General features: G+C 71.9%; 17 protein-coding genes and 1 pseudogene. 2 read left to right on the forward strand and 16 right to left on the reverse strand.

Translation table 11 applies throughout. The annotated features are described in order from the left end of the window. Nucleotides 1–16: 16 nt before the first annotated feature. The 6 genes from HW130_RS21080 to HW130_RS21105 form a co-directional block, all read right to left on the reverse strand. Nucleotides 17–1,462 (reverse strand): glyceraldehyde-3-phosphate dehydrogenase, encoded by a 1,446-nt coding sequence (locus tag HW130_RS21080; RefSeq protein WP_177151211.1) that lies wholly within the window; start codon nucleotides 1,460–1,462, stop codon nucleotides 17–19. Nucleotides 1,463–1,593: 131 nt separating this feature from the next. After that, entirely contained in the window at nucleotides 1,594–2,193 is a 600-nt protein-coding gene (locus tag HW130_RS21085; protein WP_177151212.1) for a YdeI family protein, read from the reverse strand. 210 nt (nucleotides 2,194–2,403) lie between these two features. Continuing rightward, nucleotides 2,404–2,982, reverse strand: a complete 579-nt coding sequence (locus HW130_RS21090; RefSeq protein WP_177151213.1) for a Type-2Aa cytolytic delta-endotoxin — start codon at nucleotides 2,980–2,982, stop codon at nucleotides 2,404–2,406. A gap of 214 nt (nucleotides 2,983–3,196) precedes the next feature. After that, nucleotides 3,197–3,541 carry a DUF6233 domain-containing protein gene (locus HW130_RS21095; RefSeq protein ID WP_177151214.1) on the reverse strand — a complete coding sequence of 115 codons (345 nt, stop codon included), beginning with the start codon at nucleotides 3,539–3,541 and terminating at the stop codon, nucleotides 3,197–3,199. A gap of 29 nt (nucleotides 3,542–3,570) precedes the next feature. Then, on the reverse strand, nucleotides 3,571–3,942 hold the full coding sequence (locus tag HW130_RS21100) for a hypothetical protein (RefSeq protein ID WP_177151215.1): 372 nt from the start codon (nucleotides 3,940–3,942) through the stop codon (nucleotides 3,571–3,573). A 131-nt stretch (nucleotides 3,943–4,073) separates the two neighbouring features. Beyond that, nucleotides 4,074–4,865 (reverse strand): LysR family substrate-binding domain-containing protein, encoded by a 792-nt coding sequence (locus HW130_RS21105; protein WP_177151216.1) that lies wholly within the window; start codon nucleotides 4,863–4,865, stop codon nucleotides 4,074–4,076. 57 nt (nucleotides 4,866–4,922) lie between these two features. Between HW130_RS21105 and HW130_RS21110 the strand changes: the two genes are divergently transcribed. Together HW130_RS21110 and HW130_RS21115 are read left to right on the forward strand one after the other, a co-directional pair. Continuing rightward, the gene (locus HW130_RS21110) at nucleotides 4,923–5,318 is read left to right on the forward strand and encodes a DUF5997 family protein (RefSeq protein ID WP_177151217.1); all 396 of its coding nucleotides are present in this window, start codon (nucleotides 4,923–4,925) and stop codon (nucleotides 5,316–5,318) included. A gap of 197 nt (nucleotides 5,319–5,515) precedes the next feature. Then, the gene (locus HW130_RS21115; RefSeq protein WP_309140506.1) at nucleotides 5,516–5,872 is read left to right on the forward strand and encodes a DUF779 domain-containing protein; all 357 of its coding nucleotides are present in this window, start codon (nucleotides 5,516–5,518) and stop codon (nucleotides 5,870–5,872) included. On the opposite strand, the gene HW130_RS21120 is transcribed toward HW130_RS21115, so the two are convergent. The 10 genes and pseudogenes from HW130_RS21120 to HW130_RS21165 form a co-directional block, all read right to left on the reverse strand. Next, entirely contained in the window at nucleotides 5,862–6,056 is a 195-nt protein-coding gene (locus tag HW130_RS21120) for a hypothetical protein (RefSeq protein ID WP_177151218.1), read from the reverse strand. The genes HW130_RS21115 and HW130_RS21120 overlap by 11 nt on opposite strands. Before the next feature lie 106 nt (nucleotides 6,057–6,162). Further along, nucleotides 6,163–7,032 carry a phosphatidylinositol-specific phospholipase C/glycerophosphodiester phosphodiesterase family protein gene (locus HW130_RS21125; RefSeq protein WP_309140507.1) on the reverse strand — a complete coding sequence of 290 codons (870 nt, stop codon included), beginning with the start codon at nucleotides 7,030–7,032 and terminating at the stop codon, nucleotides 6,163–6,165. Between the two features lie 146 nt (nucleotides 7,033–7,178). Further along, a pseudogene (locus HW130_RS21130) lies at nucleotides 7,179–7,436 on the reverse strand (ABC transporter ATP-binding protein); the annotation flags it as partial. Nucleotides 7,437–7,496: 60 nt separating this feature from the next. Then, on the reverse strand, nucleotides 7,497–8,570 hold the full coding sequence (locus HW130_RS21135; RefSeq protein WP_177151220.1) for an acyl-CoA dehydrogenase family protein: 1,074 nt from the start codon (nucleotides 8,568–8,570) through the stop codon (nucleotides 7,497–7,499). Further along, entirely contained in the window at nucleotides 8,567–9,757 is a 1,191-nt protein-coding gene (locus tag HW130_RS21140) for an acyl-CoA dehydrogenase family protein (RefSeq protein ID WP_177151221.1), read from the reverse strand. Before HW130_RS21140 ends, HW130_RS21135 begins: the two co-directional genes overlap by 4 nt. Beyond that, on the reverse strand, nucleotides 9,754–10,722 hold the full coding sequence (locus HW130_RS21145; protein WP_177151222.1) for an NADPH:quinone oxidoreductase family protein: 969 nt from the start codon (nucleotides 10,720–10,722) through the stop codon (nucleotides 9,754–9,756). The genes HW130_RS21140 and HW130_RS21145 overlap by 4 nt, the downstream gene beginning before the upstream one ends. A 100-nt stretch (nucleotides 10,723–10,822) precedes the next feature. Then, nucleotides 10,823–11,407 carry a helix-turn-helix domain-containing protein gene (locus tag HW130_RS21150; RefSeq protein WP_375256561.1) on the reverse strand — a complete coding sequence of 195 codons (585 nt, stop codon included), beginning with the start codon at nucleotides 11,405–11,407 and terminating at the stop codon, nucleotides 10,823–10,825. A 76-nt stretch (nucleotides 11,408–11,483) separates the two neighbouring features. Next, entirely contained in the window at nucleotides 11,484–14,120 is a 2,637-nt protein-coding gene (locus HW130_RS21155; protein WP_177151224.1) for a beta-N-acetylglucosaminidase domain-containing protein, read from the reverse strand. A 226-nt stretch (nucleotides 14,121–14,346) separates the two neighbouring features. Next, nucleotides 14,347–15,093: a PIG-L deacetylase family protein gene (locus tag HW130_RS21160; RefSeq protein ID WP_177151225.1), complete on the reverse strand. Its 747-nt coding sequence runs from the start codon at nucleotides 15,091–15,093 to the stop codon at nucleotides 14,347–14,349. Nucleotides 15,094–15,138: 45 nt separating this feature from the next. Next, the gene (locus HW130_RS21165) at nucleotides 15,139–16,437 is read right to left on the reverse strand and encodes an alpha/beta fold hydrolase (RefSeq protein WP_177151226.1); all 1,299 of its coding nucleotides are present in this window, start codon (nucleotides 16,435–16,437) and stop codon (nucleotides 15,139–15,141) included. Nucleotides 16,438–16,461: the final 24 nt, after the last annotated feature.

Here is a 16,461-nt window from a genome sequence, read left to right on the forward strand (position 1 = left end):
AGTGAGGCCGGCGGAATCAGACCGCCGGAGCCGGGTAGGTCGGGTACTCCACCCCGGAGACGTGCTGGACGACGCGGATGACCTGGCACGAGTAGCCGAACTCGTTGTCGTACCACAGGTACAGGATCGCGTTGTCGCCGTCGACCTTGGTGGCGCCGGCGTCGACGATCGAGGCGTGGCGCGAACCGACGAAGTCCATGGAGACGGCGTCGGGCGCGGTGGTGAAGTCGATCTGGCGCTTCAGCGGCGAGTGCAGCGAGACGTCGCGGAGGTAGTCGAGGACCTCCTCGCGGGTGGTCTCGCGGCCCAGGCGCAGGCTGAGGATGGCGATCGAGACGTCCGGCACGGGGACGCGGATCGAGCTGCCGGTGATCGGCGCCTTGAGGTCCGGCAGCGCCTTGGCGACGGCGGAGGCGGCACCGGTCTCGGTGATGACCATGTTCAGCGGCGCGGAACGGCCGCGGCGGTCTGCCTTGTGGTAGTTGTCCAGCAGGTTCTGGTCGTTGGTGAACGAGTGAACGGTCTCCACGTGACCGCGCAGCACGCCGTACTCGTCGTCCATGGCCTTCAGCGGCGGGACGATCGCGTTGGTGGTGCAGGAGGCGCAGGACAGGATCTGCTCGTCCGGCTTGATCGTGTCGTGGTTGACGCCGTGCACGATGTTGGGGACGTCGCCCTTGCCCGGAGCTGTCAGCACGACCTTGTCGATGCCGGGGCGCAGGTGCTTCGACAGGCCCTCGCGGTCGCGCCACTTGCCGGTGTTGTCGATGAGGATGGCGTCCTTGATGCCGTACGCCGTGTAGTCGACCTCGGAGGGGTCATTGGCGTAGATCACCTTGATCGTGTTGCCGTTGGCGACGATCGTGTCGGTCGCCTCGTCGACGGTGATCGTGCCCTGGAACTGGCCGTGGATCGAGTCGCGGCGCAGCAGAGAGGCGCGCTTGACGATGTCCTGGTCGCCGCCCTGGCGGACGACGATGGCACGCAGGCGCAGGCCGTTGCCGGAGCCTGCCTTCTCGATGAGCAGGCGGGCGACGAGGCGGCCGATGCGGCCGAAGCCGTAGAGGACGACGTCGCGTCCCTCACGGCGCTCGATCTTGTTCTCACCGGTGGCGCCGGCGACGGCCTGGGCGGTGAAGTCCTCCACCGACAGTCCGCGGTCGTCGGCGCGGTAGGTCGCGGCGAGCATGCCGATGTCGATCTGGGACGGGCCGAGGTCGAGGGCGGCGAGCGCCTGCAGGAAGGGGAAGGTCTCGGTGACCGAGAGCTCCTCACCGGCGATCTGCCGGGCGAACCGGTGGGTCTTGAGAATGCTGACCACCGACTTGTTCACCAGGGAGCGGCTGTGAAGCAGGACGGTGACGTCCCGCTCCCTGTGCAGCTTCCCGATGATCGGGATCATCGACTCCGCGATCTCTTCGCGGTTCTTCCAGTTGGTGAACGAGTCGTCGTTGACAGTCACAGGTTTATCTTTCGAGCTAGGCGGCGCTCATATGCTAACCCCCTGCCATTTCGATCATCCAATCGACCCTGCGACAGCGTCGACTTGCCCTCGCTTGCCCCGATATACCCCTGGGCAGTCGCCGTCCTGCGTCAGGGACCGCCTGGAGAACCAGGTGATTCCGGCGGCCCTTCCCTCAGCGTGCGCAGGGCCTTCTCCAGCCGCAGGCGCCGGGACCGCGCCGTACCTGCCTGGAGCAGCGGCAGCATCAACAGGTACCGCTCGGTCCTGTCCAGCGCCTCGAACGCTTTCCTCGCCCCGGGGTCCGCCTCCAGTGCGGCCGTGAGGTCGGGCGGTACGGCGGCCGACTTCTGCGACTCGTACGCCCGGGCCCAGCGCCCGTCCTCCTGCGCCCTGCGGACCTCCGCCAGGCCGGGCTCCCGCATGCGTCCCTCTGCCGTGAGCCGCACGGCCTTGTCGACGTTCACCTGGGACCAGAGACTGTGGGGCCGTCGCGGAACGTACTTCTGCAGGTAGTGCCGGTCGTCGAGCGACCGCCGCTGTCCGGAGATCCAGCCGTAGCACAGCCCCGCGTCCACCAGTTCGTCGCTGGTGACCGACGGGATGCCGGAGTTCCGTTTGGCGACCTTGACCCACACGCCCTCCTGGCGCGTGTGGTGGTGCGCCAGCCAGTCCTCGAACGCCCGGGCGTCCGGGAAAGCGATGATCTCCACGCCGTCGAGTTCGTCCACGCGAATCAGGCTATCGCCCGCCGTACGGCCCGAAGTTGTGGTGGCACGGGAGCATGTCGTGCGGGCCCAGCGGGCCTTGATCTCCGCGAGCCGGTCGTAAGCCCGCCGGTGAACGCCTGACGCACGGCCCGGGCTCGCCGCGGACGCGCGGCGGAATCCGGCCCGGGACGGCGGGCCGGCGGCGCGGACAGGCGCCGGGTCAGACGCGGGTCACGCTGCGAGCCCCAGCTCCTGCCGCACCACGACGGCGTCGAGCCGGATCGCGAACGGGGCCACGTCCGAGATCTCCAGGGCGTCGACCTCGCTCCTGCCCAGGCCGACGGTCACATCGATGCACAGCGCCATGGCATAGAGGTGTTCACCGGTCTCCTCGTCCTGCAGGGCGAAGAAAAGGTCCCGGTAGTAGCTGGTGCGGTCCGCACCCTCCTCGTAGAACGAGAGCCCCGGCTCGCCCTTCTGCGCGCCGAGACCGGCGAACGCGCGGACGAGTTCCTGTTCGACGGTGTCCCAGCAGGAGGCGTCGGCGAAGGTCCCCGGGAGCGCCTGGCGGACGGCTTCCTTGAGGGAGATCACCATGACCATGACGGGTGCGGTTTCCTGGAGCCCCCAGCCGCGGACCATCTTGACGATGGCGCTGCCGGGAAGCGAGGCGGCGGCCTGCCGGATGTTGTCGAAGTCGAAGTTGACGGTCGCCGGGGCGATCGCCTCCTGGAACAGCCGGTCGACGGCGCGGGCCTGGTCGAGACGGTCCGGGTCCACCCGGATGACGGTCTTGAAAGCGGCGGCCAAGGCTCCTCCTGTGAGTCGCGGTGATCAAGAGAGGTCAGTATGCCGAGCCGGCCGCGCCGGGGCGACGGCGTCCCGCCGTGCGGACGGCGCCCGTACGAGGCCTGGCATCACGCCCTGGCACCCCTCTGTCACTCCCGAACCGCGCTGCTGCGGCGGGGCCTCGGCGCCCACGGACCCGACGCCCGAACCGCCCTCCGGCCGGGAGCCGCGCGCCCTACGGGGACACGAGCCCGGTCTCCGGCCGGCAGATCTCGCAGGGCCTGATGTCGGCCTCCCCGAGGGCGATCATCGCCTCCTCGCGGTTCAGCCGGCCGTGCGGACGCCGGTACATGTGACAGCCGCCGCGGTGCAGGATCGCGAAGTCGTCGGCCGTCGCCCGGGACGGCTCGATCTTCCACGAGGACCCTTCGCGCGCGGCGCGCTCCTGTTTCAGCCGGCGTACCTCCGCCGCCTCCAGCTCGCTGATCGTGGCCCGGGTGCGCTCCAGCTGGTAGGCCTGGTACTGCTCCACGATGCGCAGCTTCTGGAGACGGGACAGCTGAGGTGTCGGTTCGGACATGGTGCAAAGAGGTGTCTCGGTCGATCGCTCTACGCGGCAGTCCCGACGTCCACGACGGGCACCGCCTCGGGCCGGGTGGCGGCCTTCAACCGCATCCGGGAGTCGACGGCCTTCTCCCGTTCGACGGTCTTCCAGTACGGGTGCGTGGCCACGGTGGCGGACAGTGCGAGGCACTCCGCGCGGAGCCTTTCCACGGCCGCTTTCTGCTCTTCCGTCCAGCCGGGGCTGTCGTCGCGGCCGCCGGTGACCTCGCCGGTGTGCGGATGCGTCAGGCCTTCCCACCCGGCCTGGGGCTCCACGCTCCACGGCAGGGTGCGGCACAGGGCGGCCAGCTCCGATGTCGCCTGGTGGAGGCGGGTCTGGGCGCCCCGCAGATCGTCGGGGAAGTCGGTGTCGGCCATGACCGAAACCATACTCCTGTTCGAATTTAATTGGCGAGTGCGGCGCGAGGTGTCGACACCTTGCTGCGGGCGCCTTGTCTCCTCGCGCCGTCACCGCCTCCGGCCGGTCACCGCGTCACGCGGCGTCGGCGCTACGACCGGCGGCGTGGCCTGCCGCGCTTGCCGCCCCGGGCGGCGCCGGAACCTGCCCTCGAGCTCCGGCCGGCCGACGTGCCGGCGGCGGGCTTGCGCTGTGCGCCGCCCTTGTCCTGGCTCCTGGCCTTCGCCCTGGCCTTGTCCGTCGCCTTGGCCTTGGGCTGGGCCTCGGCCGGGGGGCGGCCCCGCGTGCTGTTGACCGTGCGCCCGCGCACGATGCCGATGAACTGCTCCACCAGGTCGGTGGTCTCGTCCTGCGGCCAGGACAGCGCGACGCGTGACTGGGGGGCGTCCGAGACCGGCCGGTAGGTCAGGTCCCTGCGGTGGTGCAGGCGGGCCAGTGACTGCGGTACGACCAGCAGTCCCACCCCTGCCGCCACCAGTTCGACCGCGTCCGCGGTCGTGGCGGGACGCTCGATCGCGGGCCGCCCCGGAGGGCTCTCCCAGTCGAGAGTGTCGTCGAGGGGGTGCAGCACGATGTCGTCCGCGAGATCCTCGCTGGTCACCTCGTCGACCGCCGCGATGAGGTGGTCCTTGGGGACCACGACCACCGTCGTCTCGGTGTAGAGGGGGATGGCGCTGAGGTCCGTCCGGTCGACCGGCAGCCGTACGAGGCCGGCGTCGGCGCCGCCGCCGCGCAGCGCCTCGAACGCCTCGGCCGCCGCCACCCCGACGAGGGTCAGCGGGACATCGGGCAGCCGCTCGTTCCAGATCCGCACCCACTTCGTGGGCGTCACTCCCGGGACATAGGCGAGCCGGAACGAAGGGGATGCATCCGAACCTGTCACGCCGCAAGGCTACCTTTCGTGGTCAAAGGCAGCACACACGCTCGATACCCTTGACGCATGACGTCGCACCAGAGCACCCAGACGATGAAGCCCGCGACCGCGGCGAAGAAGCTGGGTGTGTACCTCGAGGCCACCCCCGCCGAGTTCCAGGAGGGTGTCGTCTCACGCGCCGAGCTGAACGCTCTGCAGGCCGACCCGCCCCAGTGGCTGCAGGACCTGCGGCGCGACGGCCCGCACCCCCGGCCGGTGGTCGCGGCGAAGCTCGGCATCTCGATCGCGGCCCTCGCCCGGGGCGGGATCACCGAACCCCTCACCACGGAGCAGATCGACGCGCTGAGGAAGGACCTCCCCGAGTGGCTGCAGAAGGAGCGGGCCACCCAGGCCGAAGTCCGGAAGGAAGCGGCGCGCATCAAGGCGAAGAACGCCGAGCGGACCGACCAGACGCGCCCCTGACCACAGGCTCCCCTGACCTCCCGGTCCGCACGACGCGGTCCGGTTCTCGGATCACCCGGCGGCTCGTCGTCGGCGGCGCGTGTGCGCCGAGGCCCACCGGGTTCGGGCCGTCGACCGGGCGTGCAACCTTCTCGCAACCTGTCGCGGAGTTGACTGGTCACCGTCCGCGTCATCAGTCCGTCGAGAGGGGTCGTCCTGTGAACGAGCACGGGAGCCGCCCGGTGGAGCTCACGTCCGCGGCCGCCGGACTGCTGCGGCGGCTGCGGGCGGCCCACGGGCCGCTGATGTTCCACCAGTCGGGCGGGTGCTGCGACGGCAGTGCGCCCATGTGCTACCCGGCCGGGGAGTTCCGGACCGGGGCGTCGGACGTGCTGCTGGCCGAGCTGCGCGTAACGGGGGTCGGGGAGCCGGTGCCGTTCTGGATGTCCCGCAGTCAGTACGAGCGATGGAGCCACACCCGGCTCGTGGTCGACGTGGTCGACGGCCGGGGCAGCGGCTTCTCGCTGGAGGCCCCCGAGGGAGTGCGGTTCCTGATCAGGTCGTTCATGGCCTGAGGCTGCCGACGACATTGGCCGTCGCCGCGATGCCCTCGTGAATGGTCGGCGCCATGCTCGTGCCCGCGAGAAAGAACCCGAGCAGGGCGCAGACCAGGGCATGGGACATCTTCAGACCACCGTTGCGCAGAAAGATCACTGCGAGGACGAGGAGCAGAAGCACCAACGAGATCGAAATGGCCATCGCCAACCTCCTTCGCCGCGCCGGAATTGCGGCATTCGGCGGCCAGTCTGGCGCAGCGCCGGGCCCGCACGGCCGACTGGCGTGTCCGCCGTACGGGTGACTCGGCTCAGCGGTCCTTCGAGCGCAGGAACCTCTCGAGTCCTGCCAGGTCGTCGGTGTTGATGTGGTCGACCCCGGCGGCCAGCAGTTCGCGCCATACGGCGTCGCGCGCCGGACCGGGCGTGTCGGGTGTGGCCCAGAAGCGGACCCGCCGTCCGCGCCCGTGGGCGGTGGCGACGAGGGAGCACAGCTTCTCCCGTTCCGCCGCGGGGAATTCACCGGTGCCGAGCCAGCTGAAGCTGTGGCTCCAATTGCCCGAGATCAGCGGGATGAAGGAAGCGGGAGCGGGTGCCGGGGCGGCGAGGTCGTCGAGGCGCCCGTCGTAGAAGGCGTACCTGTGGCGCTGCGCCTCCATGGGGGCGCGGGCGGCGCGGTCGCCCGAGACGACCGGAGTGACCGCGCCCAGGCGGACGCGGCCGTCGGTGCAGCTGCTCAGCATTCGCCGGTACTCGCGCAGTTGGCGGTCGAGTTCGAGGTAGGCGGCGACGCCGTCCGTCTTGATGTCGACGAGCAGTTGCACCGGCCGGTGGTAACCGCGGTAGACGCTGCCGTGGTTGGCGCGCACGCGGGCGAGCAGCGGTTCGAGGTAGAGGCCGCTCAGGGTGCGGGAGGGGTCGAGCTCGGCGGGCTCGTGGGCGACGAGCAGCTCGCCGTCGACGAGGAAGATGTCGGCCTCGACGCTGGTGAAGCCGTGCGAGAGGGCGTCGTGGAGCGGCCGTTCGTGCAGGTAGTCGTTGTGGGCGTGGGCCCGGCGGAGCGGCCTGGGCCGGGCGGGTCCGCCGCCGCGCTCGGCGGCCTGCGCGTGGGCGGGGGCGGCGACGGCGCCCGCCAGTGCGGCGGCGATCGTCGTGACGGCTCTGCGACGGGTGGTCGGCACGGTGGCCTCCGGGCTCGGCGAGTCGGACGGGACCCGGTGAGTATCCGACGGCGAGGCCCCAAGGGGCAGGGCGCAGCGAGGAGTTCGGCCATTCGTCATCTGTGTGCCCATCGCCGCGACTGCGGCGACGGGCGGTTGGCGTGTGGTCAGGAGGTGATGTCGGACCAGTGGACGGTGCGGTCGCACCAGCGCTTCAGCAGGGCGTGGTCGTGCCCCATCGCGAGGAGTCCGGCGCCGCTGTCCTGCCGGTAGCTCTCGACGACGGCCACGAGGGCCGCCGTGGTGGAGGTGTCCGGCATCGCGGTCATCTCGTCGCAGACCGGCCGGCGCGGACGGAGCACCAGTGCGCGGGCGAGGCAGGCGCGTTGCAGCTGCCCGTCGCTGACCTCGTGGGGCAGGCCGCCGCGCCGAAGGTCAGCGCGGCGGCGTGCGCCTGGCGGCCGCAGCCCGTATCGATCGGGGTGTCACGGGGCCTGGAGATCGACGAGCGCGGCCAGCACCTCCTTGTGCCGGCCCGGGGTGCCGAGCGCGATCTCGTCGGCCTTGGCCCGCTTCAGGTAGAGGTGCGCGGGGTGTTCCCAGGTCATGCCGATCCCGCCGTGCAGCTGCACGCACTCCTCGGCGGCGTGCACGGCGACCCGGGAGCAGTACGCCTGGGCGACGGCCACCGCCACCGCCGCGTCGGGGCTGCCGGTGGCCAGGGCGTCGGCAGCGGCGCGCGCGGCCGCCCGGGCCGAGACGACCTCCAGCCACAGCTGGGCCATACGGTGCTTGAGCGCCTGGAACGAGCCGAGGGGCCGGTTGAACTGGTGCCGCTCCCGCGTGTGCCGGACCGTCTCCTCCAGACACCATTCCGCGACGCCCAGTTGCTCGGACGCGAGCAGGCCCGCCCCCGCGAGCAGCCCTCGCCGCACGGCCGCCTCCCCCGTCTCGCGGTCGGCGACGCGGGTGCCGGCCGGGCCGGGGGTGACGGCGGCGAGCGGACGGGTCAGGTCGAACGCGGTCTGCGGCTCCACCGAGACCTCGGAACGCTCCAGCAGGTACAGGCCGTCCGCGCGGAGCACGAGGAACACGTCGGCGCGGACGGCGTCGGCGACGCCGGTGACGCGTCCCGCGTCGCCCGCCGGCGGTGCGTCGGCGGCCGACAGCGGCAGTGCGGCCACGGCGGTGCGGCGGCCCGCCGCGAGGTCGCCGAGCAGCGCGGTCACGTCCCCGGAGGCGTCACCGAGCGCGAGCAGCACCTCCGTCGCGATGACGGAACTGGTGAGGTACGGCGCCGGGGCGACGCTGCGGCCGAGTTCCTCCAGGACGACGGCCGCCTCGCGGTGGCTCGCGCCCTGGCCGCCCAGCTCCTCGGGCACGAGAAGTCCGGCGGCGCCGACGTCGGACGCCAGGGCCTTCCACAGACCGGCGTCGTACGGGCTGCCGCTCTCGGCGGCGCCCGCGACGAGCGCGGCGGGGTCGGCGTGGTCGGAGAGCAGCGAGCGGACGGCTGCCCGCAGATCGGTCTCGGTCTCGGAGTACAGCAGATCCGTCATCGCGCGAGGTCCTTCCAGGCGATGTCCTTGTCGCTGCGCGGTTCGGCGGGCAGGCCGAGGACACGTTCGGCGACGATGTTCAGCAGCACCTCGCTGGTGCCGCCCTCGATGGAGTTGCCCTTGGAGCGCAGGTAGCGGTAGCCGGCCTCACGCCCGGTGAAGTCGACGAGCTCGGGGCGGCTCATGGTCCAGTCGTCGTACAACAGCCCTTCTTCACCGAGGAGTTCGACCTCCAGGCCGCTGATCTCCTGGTTGAGCCGGGCGAAGGCGAGCTTCGTGCCGCTGCCCTCCGGGCCGGGCTGGCCCGCGACGAGCTGCTGGCGCAGCCGTTCGCCGGTGAGCCGGGCGACCTCGGCCTCGACCCACAGCGTCATCAGCCGCTGGTGCAGGTCGTGGGTGCGCAGCTCCGGGCGTTCGCGCCAGGTGCGGGCGACGGTGCCGATCATCCCGCCCTCGCGGGGCAGCCGCATGCCTCCGATGGAGACCCGCTCGTTCATCAGCGTGGTCTGGGCGACCCTCCAGCCGTCGCCGACCTCGCCGAGCCGGTGCGCGTCGGGGATGCGCACCTCGGTGAGGAAGACCTCGTTGAACTCCGCCTCGCCGGTGATCTGCCGCAGCGGGCGGACCTCGACGCCGGGGTCGGTCATGTCGCAGACGAAGTAGGTGATGCCCTGGTGCTTGGGCACGTCGGGGTCGGTGCGGGCGATGAGGATGGCCCAGCGGGCGACGTGGGCGCTGGACGTCCACACCTTCTGCCCGGTCACCACCCAGTCGTCGCCGTCGCGGACCGCGCGGGTGCCGAGCGCCGCGAGGTCGGAGCCGGCGCCGGGTTCGCTGAACAGCTGGCACCACACCTCCTCGCCGGTCCACAGGGGTTCGAGGAAGCGCTGCTTCACCTCCTCGGAGCCGTAGGCGAGGATCGTCGGCGCGGCCATGCCGAGGCCGATGCCGATGCGGCGCGGGTCGTTGTCAGGCGCGCCGGCGGCGTCGAGCTCGGCGTCGACGACGGCCTGCAAAGAGCGCGGCGCGCCGAGGCCGCCGAGGCCCTCGGGATAGTGCACCCAGGCCAGGCCGGCCGCGAATCGGGCCCGGAGGAAGTCACCGCGCGCGGTGGTGCCCGGAGGGTGTGCGGCGAGCAACTCCTGCGTGCGTGCCCGCAGTTCGGCTGCGTCCGGTGCCTTCTTCATCGGCCGGCTCCTTCCGGGACGACGACGAGGCGGCCGGTGGTCGTGCCGTCGGCGACTCGCTGGACGGCGTCGGCGGCGTCCTTGAAGGGGACCCGCTCACTGACCAGGGGCTTGATCAGACCCTTGGCGGCGTACTCGGTCAGCGTCCGGTGGCAGTGCGCGATGGACGCGGGGTCCTTGCGGGCGTAGAGGCCCCAGTGCAGGCCCATGATCGAGTAGTTCTTGACCAGGGCGTGGTTGAGCGCGGGCGCCGGGATGTCGCCACTGGCGAAGCCGACGATCACGATGCGGCCCTCGAAGGCCACGCACTTGGCGGACTTGGCGTACGCGTCGCCGCCGACGGGGTCGTAGATCACGTCGGCGCCGCGGCCGCCGGTGGCCTCCTTGACGGCGGCGACGATGTCCTCGGTGCGGCGGTCGACGACCACGTCGCAGCCCAGTTCGCGTGCGACGGCAGCCTTCTGCGGGCCGCCGACGACACCGATGACCTTCGCTCCGGCCGCCTTGCCGAGCTGCACGGCGGCGCTGCCGACGCCTCCGGCCGCGGCATGGACGAGCAGCGTCTCGCCCTCCTTGAGGCCGGCCCTGCGGTGGAGTCCGAACCAGCCGGTCTGGTAACCGATGTGCAGGGCCGCGGCCTCGGCGTCGTCCAGGGCGTCGGGCGCGGGCAGCAGAGCGGCCTCGTCCGCGATCACGTACTCGGCGAGACCACCGTGCGGCAGGGCCGGGTTGGCGATCACCCGGCGGCCGTCCTCGGTCTCCCCGCAGATCTCCACGCCCGGGGTGAAGGGCAGCGGCGGCTTGATCTGGTACTGGCCCCGGCACAGCAGCGCGTCGGGGAAGTTGATGTTCGCGGCACGGACCCGGAGGAGGACCTGCCCTTCGCCGGGCGTGGGCCGGTCCACCTCCTCGAGCCGCATCACCTCGCTCGGCTCGCCGCTCCGGTGCACTTGCCATGCCTGCATGTCAGGGCCTCCCACAAGCCGTAGGGCGTACTGTACTGGGAGCATACTAAGCGGTCGCTTGCCCCTCGTGGAAGACCCTTCCCGGCCGCCCGCCGGATTCTCAGCCGCGCTTGGGCCTCGCCCGGACGTGCATCCGCTCCCCCTGCGGGCCGAACAGGCTCAGGAACTCCACCGGCCGGCCGTCGGCCGCACCGAACCAGTGCGGCACCCGGGTGTCGAACTCCGCCGCCTCCCCCGGACCCAGCACCACGTCGTGGTCGCCGAGCAGCAGCCGGAGTCGGCCGGAGAGCACGTACAGCCACTCGTACCCCTCGTGCGTGCGCTGCTCGGGGGGCTCCTCGGCCGGCCTGTGCACCACCTTGTACGCCTGGAGCCCGCCGGGCCGGTTGGTGAGCGGATACATCGTCCGGTGACCGCGCACGATCGGCTTCGACCGCACGCGCGGGTCACCGACGGGAGGGGCCCCGACCAGTTCGTCGAGCGGCACCTGGTGGGCACGGGCGATGGGCAGCAGCAGCTCCAGGCTGGGCCTGCGTCCGCCCGACTCCAGCCGGGACAGGGTGCTCACCGAGATGCCGGTCGCCTCCGACAGGGCTCCGAGCGTGGCGCCTCGCTCGCGCCGGATCCTGCGGAGCCGCGGCCCCACCTCGTTCAGTACGGCGTCCAGCCGTGCGTCGTCGTCCATGCGTTCCATTGCAGAAACAGCAAGGACTTTTGTCAATCTCGCGTGACCCCAGGCCCTACTCGCGCGACCCCAGGCCCTAGCGGACGATGACCTCGGCGATCTGCGGCGTACCGCTCTGCCACACCAGGCGAACCGCGTCGGCCGTGCGGTTGCCCGTGTTCAGCTGCGAGTACGCCCGCCGGATCTCGCCGACCCGCCGCCAGGTGCCGTCCTGTGCCCGCAGCTCGACGAGCGCGCGTGCCACGGTGTCGCCGGGCTGGAGCACCTTCACCGTCCGCACGGCCCGCGCGGGGCCGAGGTCCACGGTCAGGGCCTCGTCCGGCTCGGGAGCACGTCCGGCACGGTAGGCGGTGTCCGGGTCTCCGTCGGCCGCGGCGCGCAGTGCGGAGCCGGCCGCCGGGGGCGGGCCTCCGCTCACGGAGGCGCTGTCCGTGGCGACCGAGAACTCCCTGACGACGAGCCAGTTGGTCTGGCCCGCCGTCGCCCTGGCCCGTACGTAGCGGGCGGTGGCGCCCTCGGGGGCGGTGGCCGTGACGTCGGGCGTTCCGGAGAAGGCCGTCAGCTGCTGCCAGTTCATGCCGTCGGACGAATACTCCAGCACACCCTGGCGCAGGTAGTCGTTCGGGCTGGTCGGCTTGCCCATGGCCAGCGTGACGGTGCCGATCGGCCGCTCCCGGCGCAGGTCGACGCCGACGTGGTCGCCCGCCGCGGGCGCCCTGCTGCTCCAGTAGAACGTGGTGTCGTCGTCGTCGATCATCCGCGCGGGCACGTTGTCACGGTAGGTGCCGATGCTGCTGGTGGCCCTGATGCCGCCGGGCACGCCGAGGATGCGGTCGTGCTCGGCCCGCGCGTCCTCGACGAACCTGTCCAGCACGCCTTCGCCGACGACGACGGGGACCTTCGTGCCGCCGAGTCCCGTGTAGAGGAACGACCTGGCGGTGGCGAGCAGTCCGGGAAGGCGACCGCGCAGCTCCCACGCCTCGGCGGCGTCACCGTCGCGGGCGGCCTCCACGAGCCGCAGCGCGGTGCCTGCCGCCACGGCCCACGCCTCCGTCGCGTCGAGCCAGGGGCCGGCGTCGTCGACGAAGCCCGGCTCGGGAAGGCGGTCGCGCAGCACCGACGGCGCCGTACGCAGCCCGTCCAGGGTCGCGTGGAGCCGGTCCGCGTCACCGTCGCGCCAGAACCCCTCGAAGGCGGCGGCCAGTTCGGGCGCCTGCTGTACGTTCAGCCGCGAGCTGTAGTTGACGTCCGCGAAGGCCCGCAGGGCCCGTTCGGTGCGGCCGTCGCCGCCCGCGTACCACCGCAGCGCGGCCAGCCATGAGGTGCGCGGGTCGTAGGCGCTGTCGTTCCAGGTGTAGTCGGCGACCGTGAACAGCGCGATCTTCGACGCGTACGGCTGGATCATCGGATTCGCGGTGATGCCGGCCAGTTCGGCGGGCAGACCCTTCTCCCGGCCGCTGAAGGGGCCGAGCAGCAGGCGGTTGGTGACGTAGTCGTTGACGGGGTAGTTGTCCCAGGTCAGGATCGGGTGGGCGAAGACCGAGCGGGCGGCGCGCGCCTGGGCGACCGTCATGGTCGGCGCGATGACACCGATGCCGGTCCACTCGACGACGACGTCCGCGTCGAGCTGCCCGGCCAGCGCCTTCTTGTAGGCGGTCGCCGTCACGTTGTAGTACTCGGTCGGCACCATCTGCAGGGGCTCGGCACCGGGGTGGGCGGCGATGAACTCGCGGTTCACCCGATTGAGCAGGTGGGCCTGCGCCGCACCCGCCGCACCGCCGCCGGTGCCCCATCGGGCCTGGTCCTCGGGGCAGTTCCACTTCGTGTAGCTGATGTCGTCCAGCGGCACGGCGAAGGTGCGTACGCCGATGTCCCAGATCGTCCGGAACTTGTCGATGAGGGCGCGGGTGTCGGCCTCGGAGCTGTAGCAGACGGACAGGCCCGGGGACAGGGCGTAGGTGAAGTCCACGTGCCGCTGCTCGGCCCGGTCGACCAGCTCCTCGATGCGCGCCAGCGCCGAGGCCGGGTAGGGCTCGCGCCACTTGTCGCGCAGATAGGGGTCGTCCTTGGGCGAGTACACGTAGATGTTCATCTTGTGCTCGCCGTAGAAGTCGAGCTGGTCCAGCCGGGCCTCGTGCGACCACGGGGTGCCGTAGAAGCCCTCGATGACGCCGCGCAGGGGGGTGGCGGGCCAGTCGCGGACGATCAGGCCGGGCACCTGGGCGCCCGGGCGGTCGCGGTGCGGCAGGACCTGGCGCAGGGTCTGGGCGGCGTAGTAGGTGCCCGTGGCGTCCTTGCCGGCGAGGACGATCCGGTCGTGGCCGATACCGAGGACATAGCCGTCGGCGGGAAGTTGCTCCGGGCCCTCGGCGTCGAGCGCGGCCAGGGCGTCCAGGGCCCCGGCGGAGCCGACATGGACGGTCAGCCGGTCGTCGACGGCACGCTCGCCGCGCACGACCCGGTCGGCGCCCGCCTCGTGCAGCGCCTTCTCGGTGACGTCGAGTGCCTGCGGGTCGGCGTCCTCGTCGGCGACCAGAGTGACGGTCGAAGTGATGGTGACCCGGTCGTCCAGGGACTGGACCTCGCGTGGGGTGGGGGTGACGGCCCCAGACCTGCCGTCCGGCCCGTGCCCGTCGGCGGCCTCGCCGACGGCTGGGGTACATGCGAGCGTGAGTGCCGCGACCAGGGCGGCTATTCGCAGGCGAAGCGTCACATTTCCTCCATGGGCCGCTCGGGTCGCACAAGGAAGTCGCGCATCACATCACTGCCCAGTGATGTGCCCGGTCACAAGCCGTGTCAATCCGCAGCCCACGCTGTCCCGTTCCCGTAGGGCTCGTTCACGGCGCGTACAGGGACGCGGCCGCCGGACGGGCAGCGCCTCGGGACGAGAAAACGAAGCCCCGGACCGCGACGCGGTCCGGGGCCGGGGTGCCGGCGCGTCAGCGCGGGAACACCTCGAACGTGACGGCGGGCCGGCCGCCGAAGCGCGGCGCCGCCGCCTCGGCCATACCGGTGAGGAAGGTGCGGCAGTACTCCTCCGGGTCCTTGTCCGTCAGACCCTCGATGTACAAGCGGTGCTCCAGGAGCGAGCGCACGGAGCGCTCCAGACCGGGCCCCGCGTCGACCGCATGGGTCGGGTTGTTCGAGCCCGCCACGGCCACCCACCGCACGCCGTCCCAGGGTTCGAGCCCTTGCTCGGAGATGAGCTCGGGGAAGATCCAGCGGTTGCCCGCGTCGCCGGCGGCGTCCAGGGTCGCCCGTCCCACGGCGCGGTGGTCGGGGGTGTTCCAGACCGTGCCGCCCCAGGTGTCGCGGTGGTTCAGTGTGATGACCAGCTCGGGGCGGTGGCGGCGGATGGCGGCCGCGATGTCGCGCCGCAACCCCGTCCCGTACTCGATGACCCCGTCCTCGTGGTCGAGGAACTCCACGGTGGGGACACCCACGACCGCGGCGCTGGCGCGCTGCTCCTGCTCGCGCAGCGCCGCGCACTCGGCCGGGGCGATGGAGTCGATGCCCGCCTCGCCGCGGGTGGCGAGGACGTAGACGACCTCGCGTCCCCCGTCGGTCCACCCGGCGATGGCGGCGGCGCAGCCGTATTCGAGGTCGTCGGGGTGGGCGACGACGGCCAGGGCGCGCTGCCAGTCGCCGGGCATCTCCTGGAGCTGTTCGGTCACTTGATCCGTCATGGCCGCAGGATACGGCCCCGCCTGCCGGACACAACGGATGGTGCGTCAGACCTCGTCACGGGCGAGGGCCAGCAGGCGGTCGAGGACCCTGGTGCCGCTCGCCCGCACGCCGTCGTGCTCGTACTCGTCGGTGACCCAGGTGCGCAGACCGCGGACGGCGCGGGCCGTGCGCAGGGAGTCGGCGGTGTCGACGTACATGTCGTCGTGGTAGACGGCCGCGGCGACCGGCACCTCGTTGACGGCGAGACGCGCCGGGTCGTAGAGCGCCGGCCAGTCGGCGCGGGCTGCGAGCAGTTCGGCGGCCTCGCGCAGCGGGCGCAGCGCGGGGTCCGCCTCGAAGTGCCAGGGGTGGATGGTCTCCCCGGTGAACATCAGCGGACTCTCGCCGGCGAGCGTCGTCGCCGCGTCGAACTCCGGGAACTCGGCGCGTACGCGTTCGGCGGACCAGCCGGTGGGCCGGCCGCCCTGGGCGTAGATCGCCTCGTGGAGCACGGCGTACAAGGGGTTGGCGGCGAACGACAGGACGGGGCGGACGGCTTCCTGGAAGGCGTCGGAGAGTTCCTGGCCCGCCGCGGTGCGCACGAAGGCGTTCTCGAGCAGGTAGTGCAGCTGGTGGCTGCCGTCCTGGCCGCCGAGGAGGATGCCGAGCGACTGGAAGGCTTCGGGCGTGAGGGTGTAGCCGCCGGGCAGCACGGTGGGACGGTCCGCGAGGTGGGCGGCGATGCGGCGGGCGCGCTCGACGTCCTGCGGGTAACGGGCGTAGTGGGCCTCCACCTTGCGGCGGATACGCGGATAGGCGGCGCGGTAGACGTCGTCGGCGTGCGCGTCCAGGGCGGGCAGACCGCCGGTGATCAGAGCGGTGTGCAGTCCTTCGGGGGCCGTGGACAGATAGTGGGTGGTGCAGAAGCCGCCGAAGCTCTGGCCGAGGACGGTCCAGGGCGCCCCGCCGGTGAGCCGCCGCCGGATGGTCTCGCAGTCGCGGACGATGGAGTCGGCGCGGAAGCGGGCGAGGTGCGCGACCTGTTGCCGAGGTCCGCCGCGCAGCGGGAGCGTCTGGCGGTTGAGGGGCGTGGAGCGGCCGGTGCCGCGCTGGTCGAGGAGGAGTACGCGGTACTCCTCCACGGCGCGGGCGAGCCAGGCCTGCGCCCCGGTGAAGCGGCGGGCGGCGTTGCCGGGACCGCCCTCCAGGTACAGCAGCCAGGGCAGGTCGTCGCCCGTGCGGCCGGCGCCGGTGACCTCGCGGCCGTAGAGCTCGATCTGCTCGCCGTCGGGATCGCCGTGGTCGAGCGGGACGGTGAAGCGGTGGTCGGTGAGGACGACTCCCGGCTGCCGGTAGCTGGCCAATGCTGCTCCTGATGTGTGACCTGT

Source organism: Streptomyces sp. PKU-EA00015 (assembly GCF_013387495.1).
Lineage (GTDB): Bacteria > Actinomycetota > Actinomycetes > Streptomycetales > Streptomycetaceae > Streptomyces.

Bases quoted from the DNA above. Each gene is read 5' to 3' on its own strand.
- HW130_RS21095 (WP_177151214.1), bottom strand. From the start codon at position 3,541: ATGTCCGAACCGACACCTCAGCTGTCCCGTCTCCAGAAGCTGCGCATC.
- HW130_RS21100 (WP_177151215.1), bottom strand. From the start codon at position 3,942: ATGGCCGACACCGACTTCCCCGACGATCTGCGGGGCGCCCAGACCCGC.
- HW130_RS21110 (WP_177151217.1), top strand. From the start codon at position 4,923: ATGACGTCGCACCAGAGCACCCAGACGATGAAGCCCGCGACCGCGGCG.
- HW130_RS21120 (WP_177151218.1), bottom strand. From the start codon at position 6,056: ATGGCCATTTCGATCTCGTTGGTGCTTCTGCTCCTCGTCCTCGCAGTG.
- HW130_RS21135 (WP_177151220.1), bottom strand. From the start codon at position 8,570: ATGACGGATCTGCTGTACTCCGAGACCGAGACCGATCTGCGGGCAGCC.
- HW130_RS21140 (WP_177151221.1), bottom strand. From the start codon at position 9,757: ATGAAGAAGGCACCGGACGCAGCCGAACTGCGGGCACGCACGCAGGAG.
- HW130_RS21145 (WP_177151222.1), bottom strand. From the start codon at position 10,722: ATGCAGGCATGGCAAGTGCACCGGAGCGGCGAGCCGAGCGAGGTGATG.
- HW130_RS21150 (WP_375256561.1), bottom strand. From the start codon at position 11,407: ATGGACGACGACGCACGGCTGGACGCCGTACTGAACGAGGTGGGGCCG.
- HW130_RS21160 (WP_177151225.1), bottom strand. From the start codon at position 15,093: ATGACGGATCAAGTGACCGAACAGCTCCAGGAGATGCCCGGCGACTGG.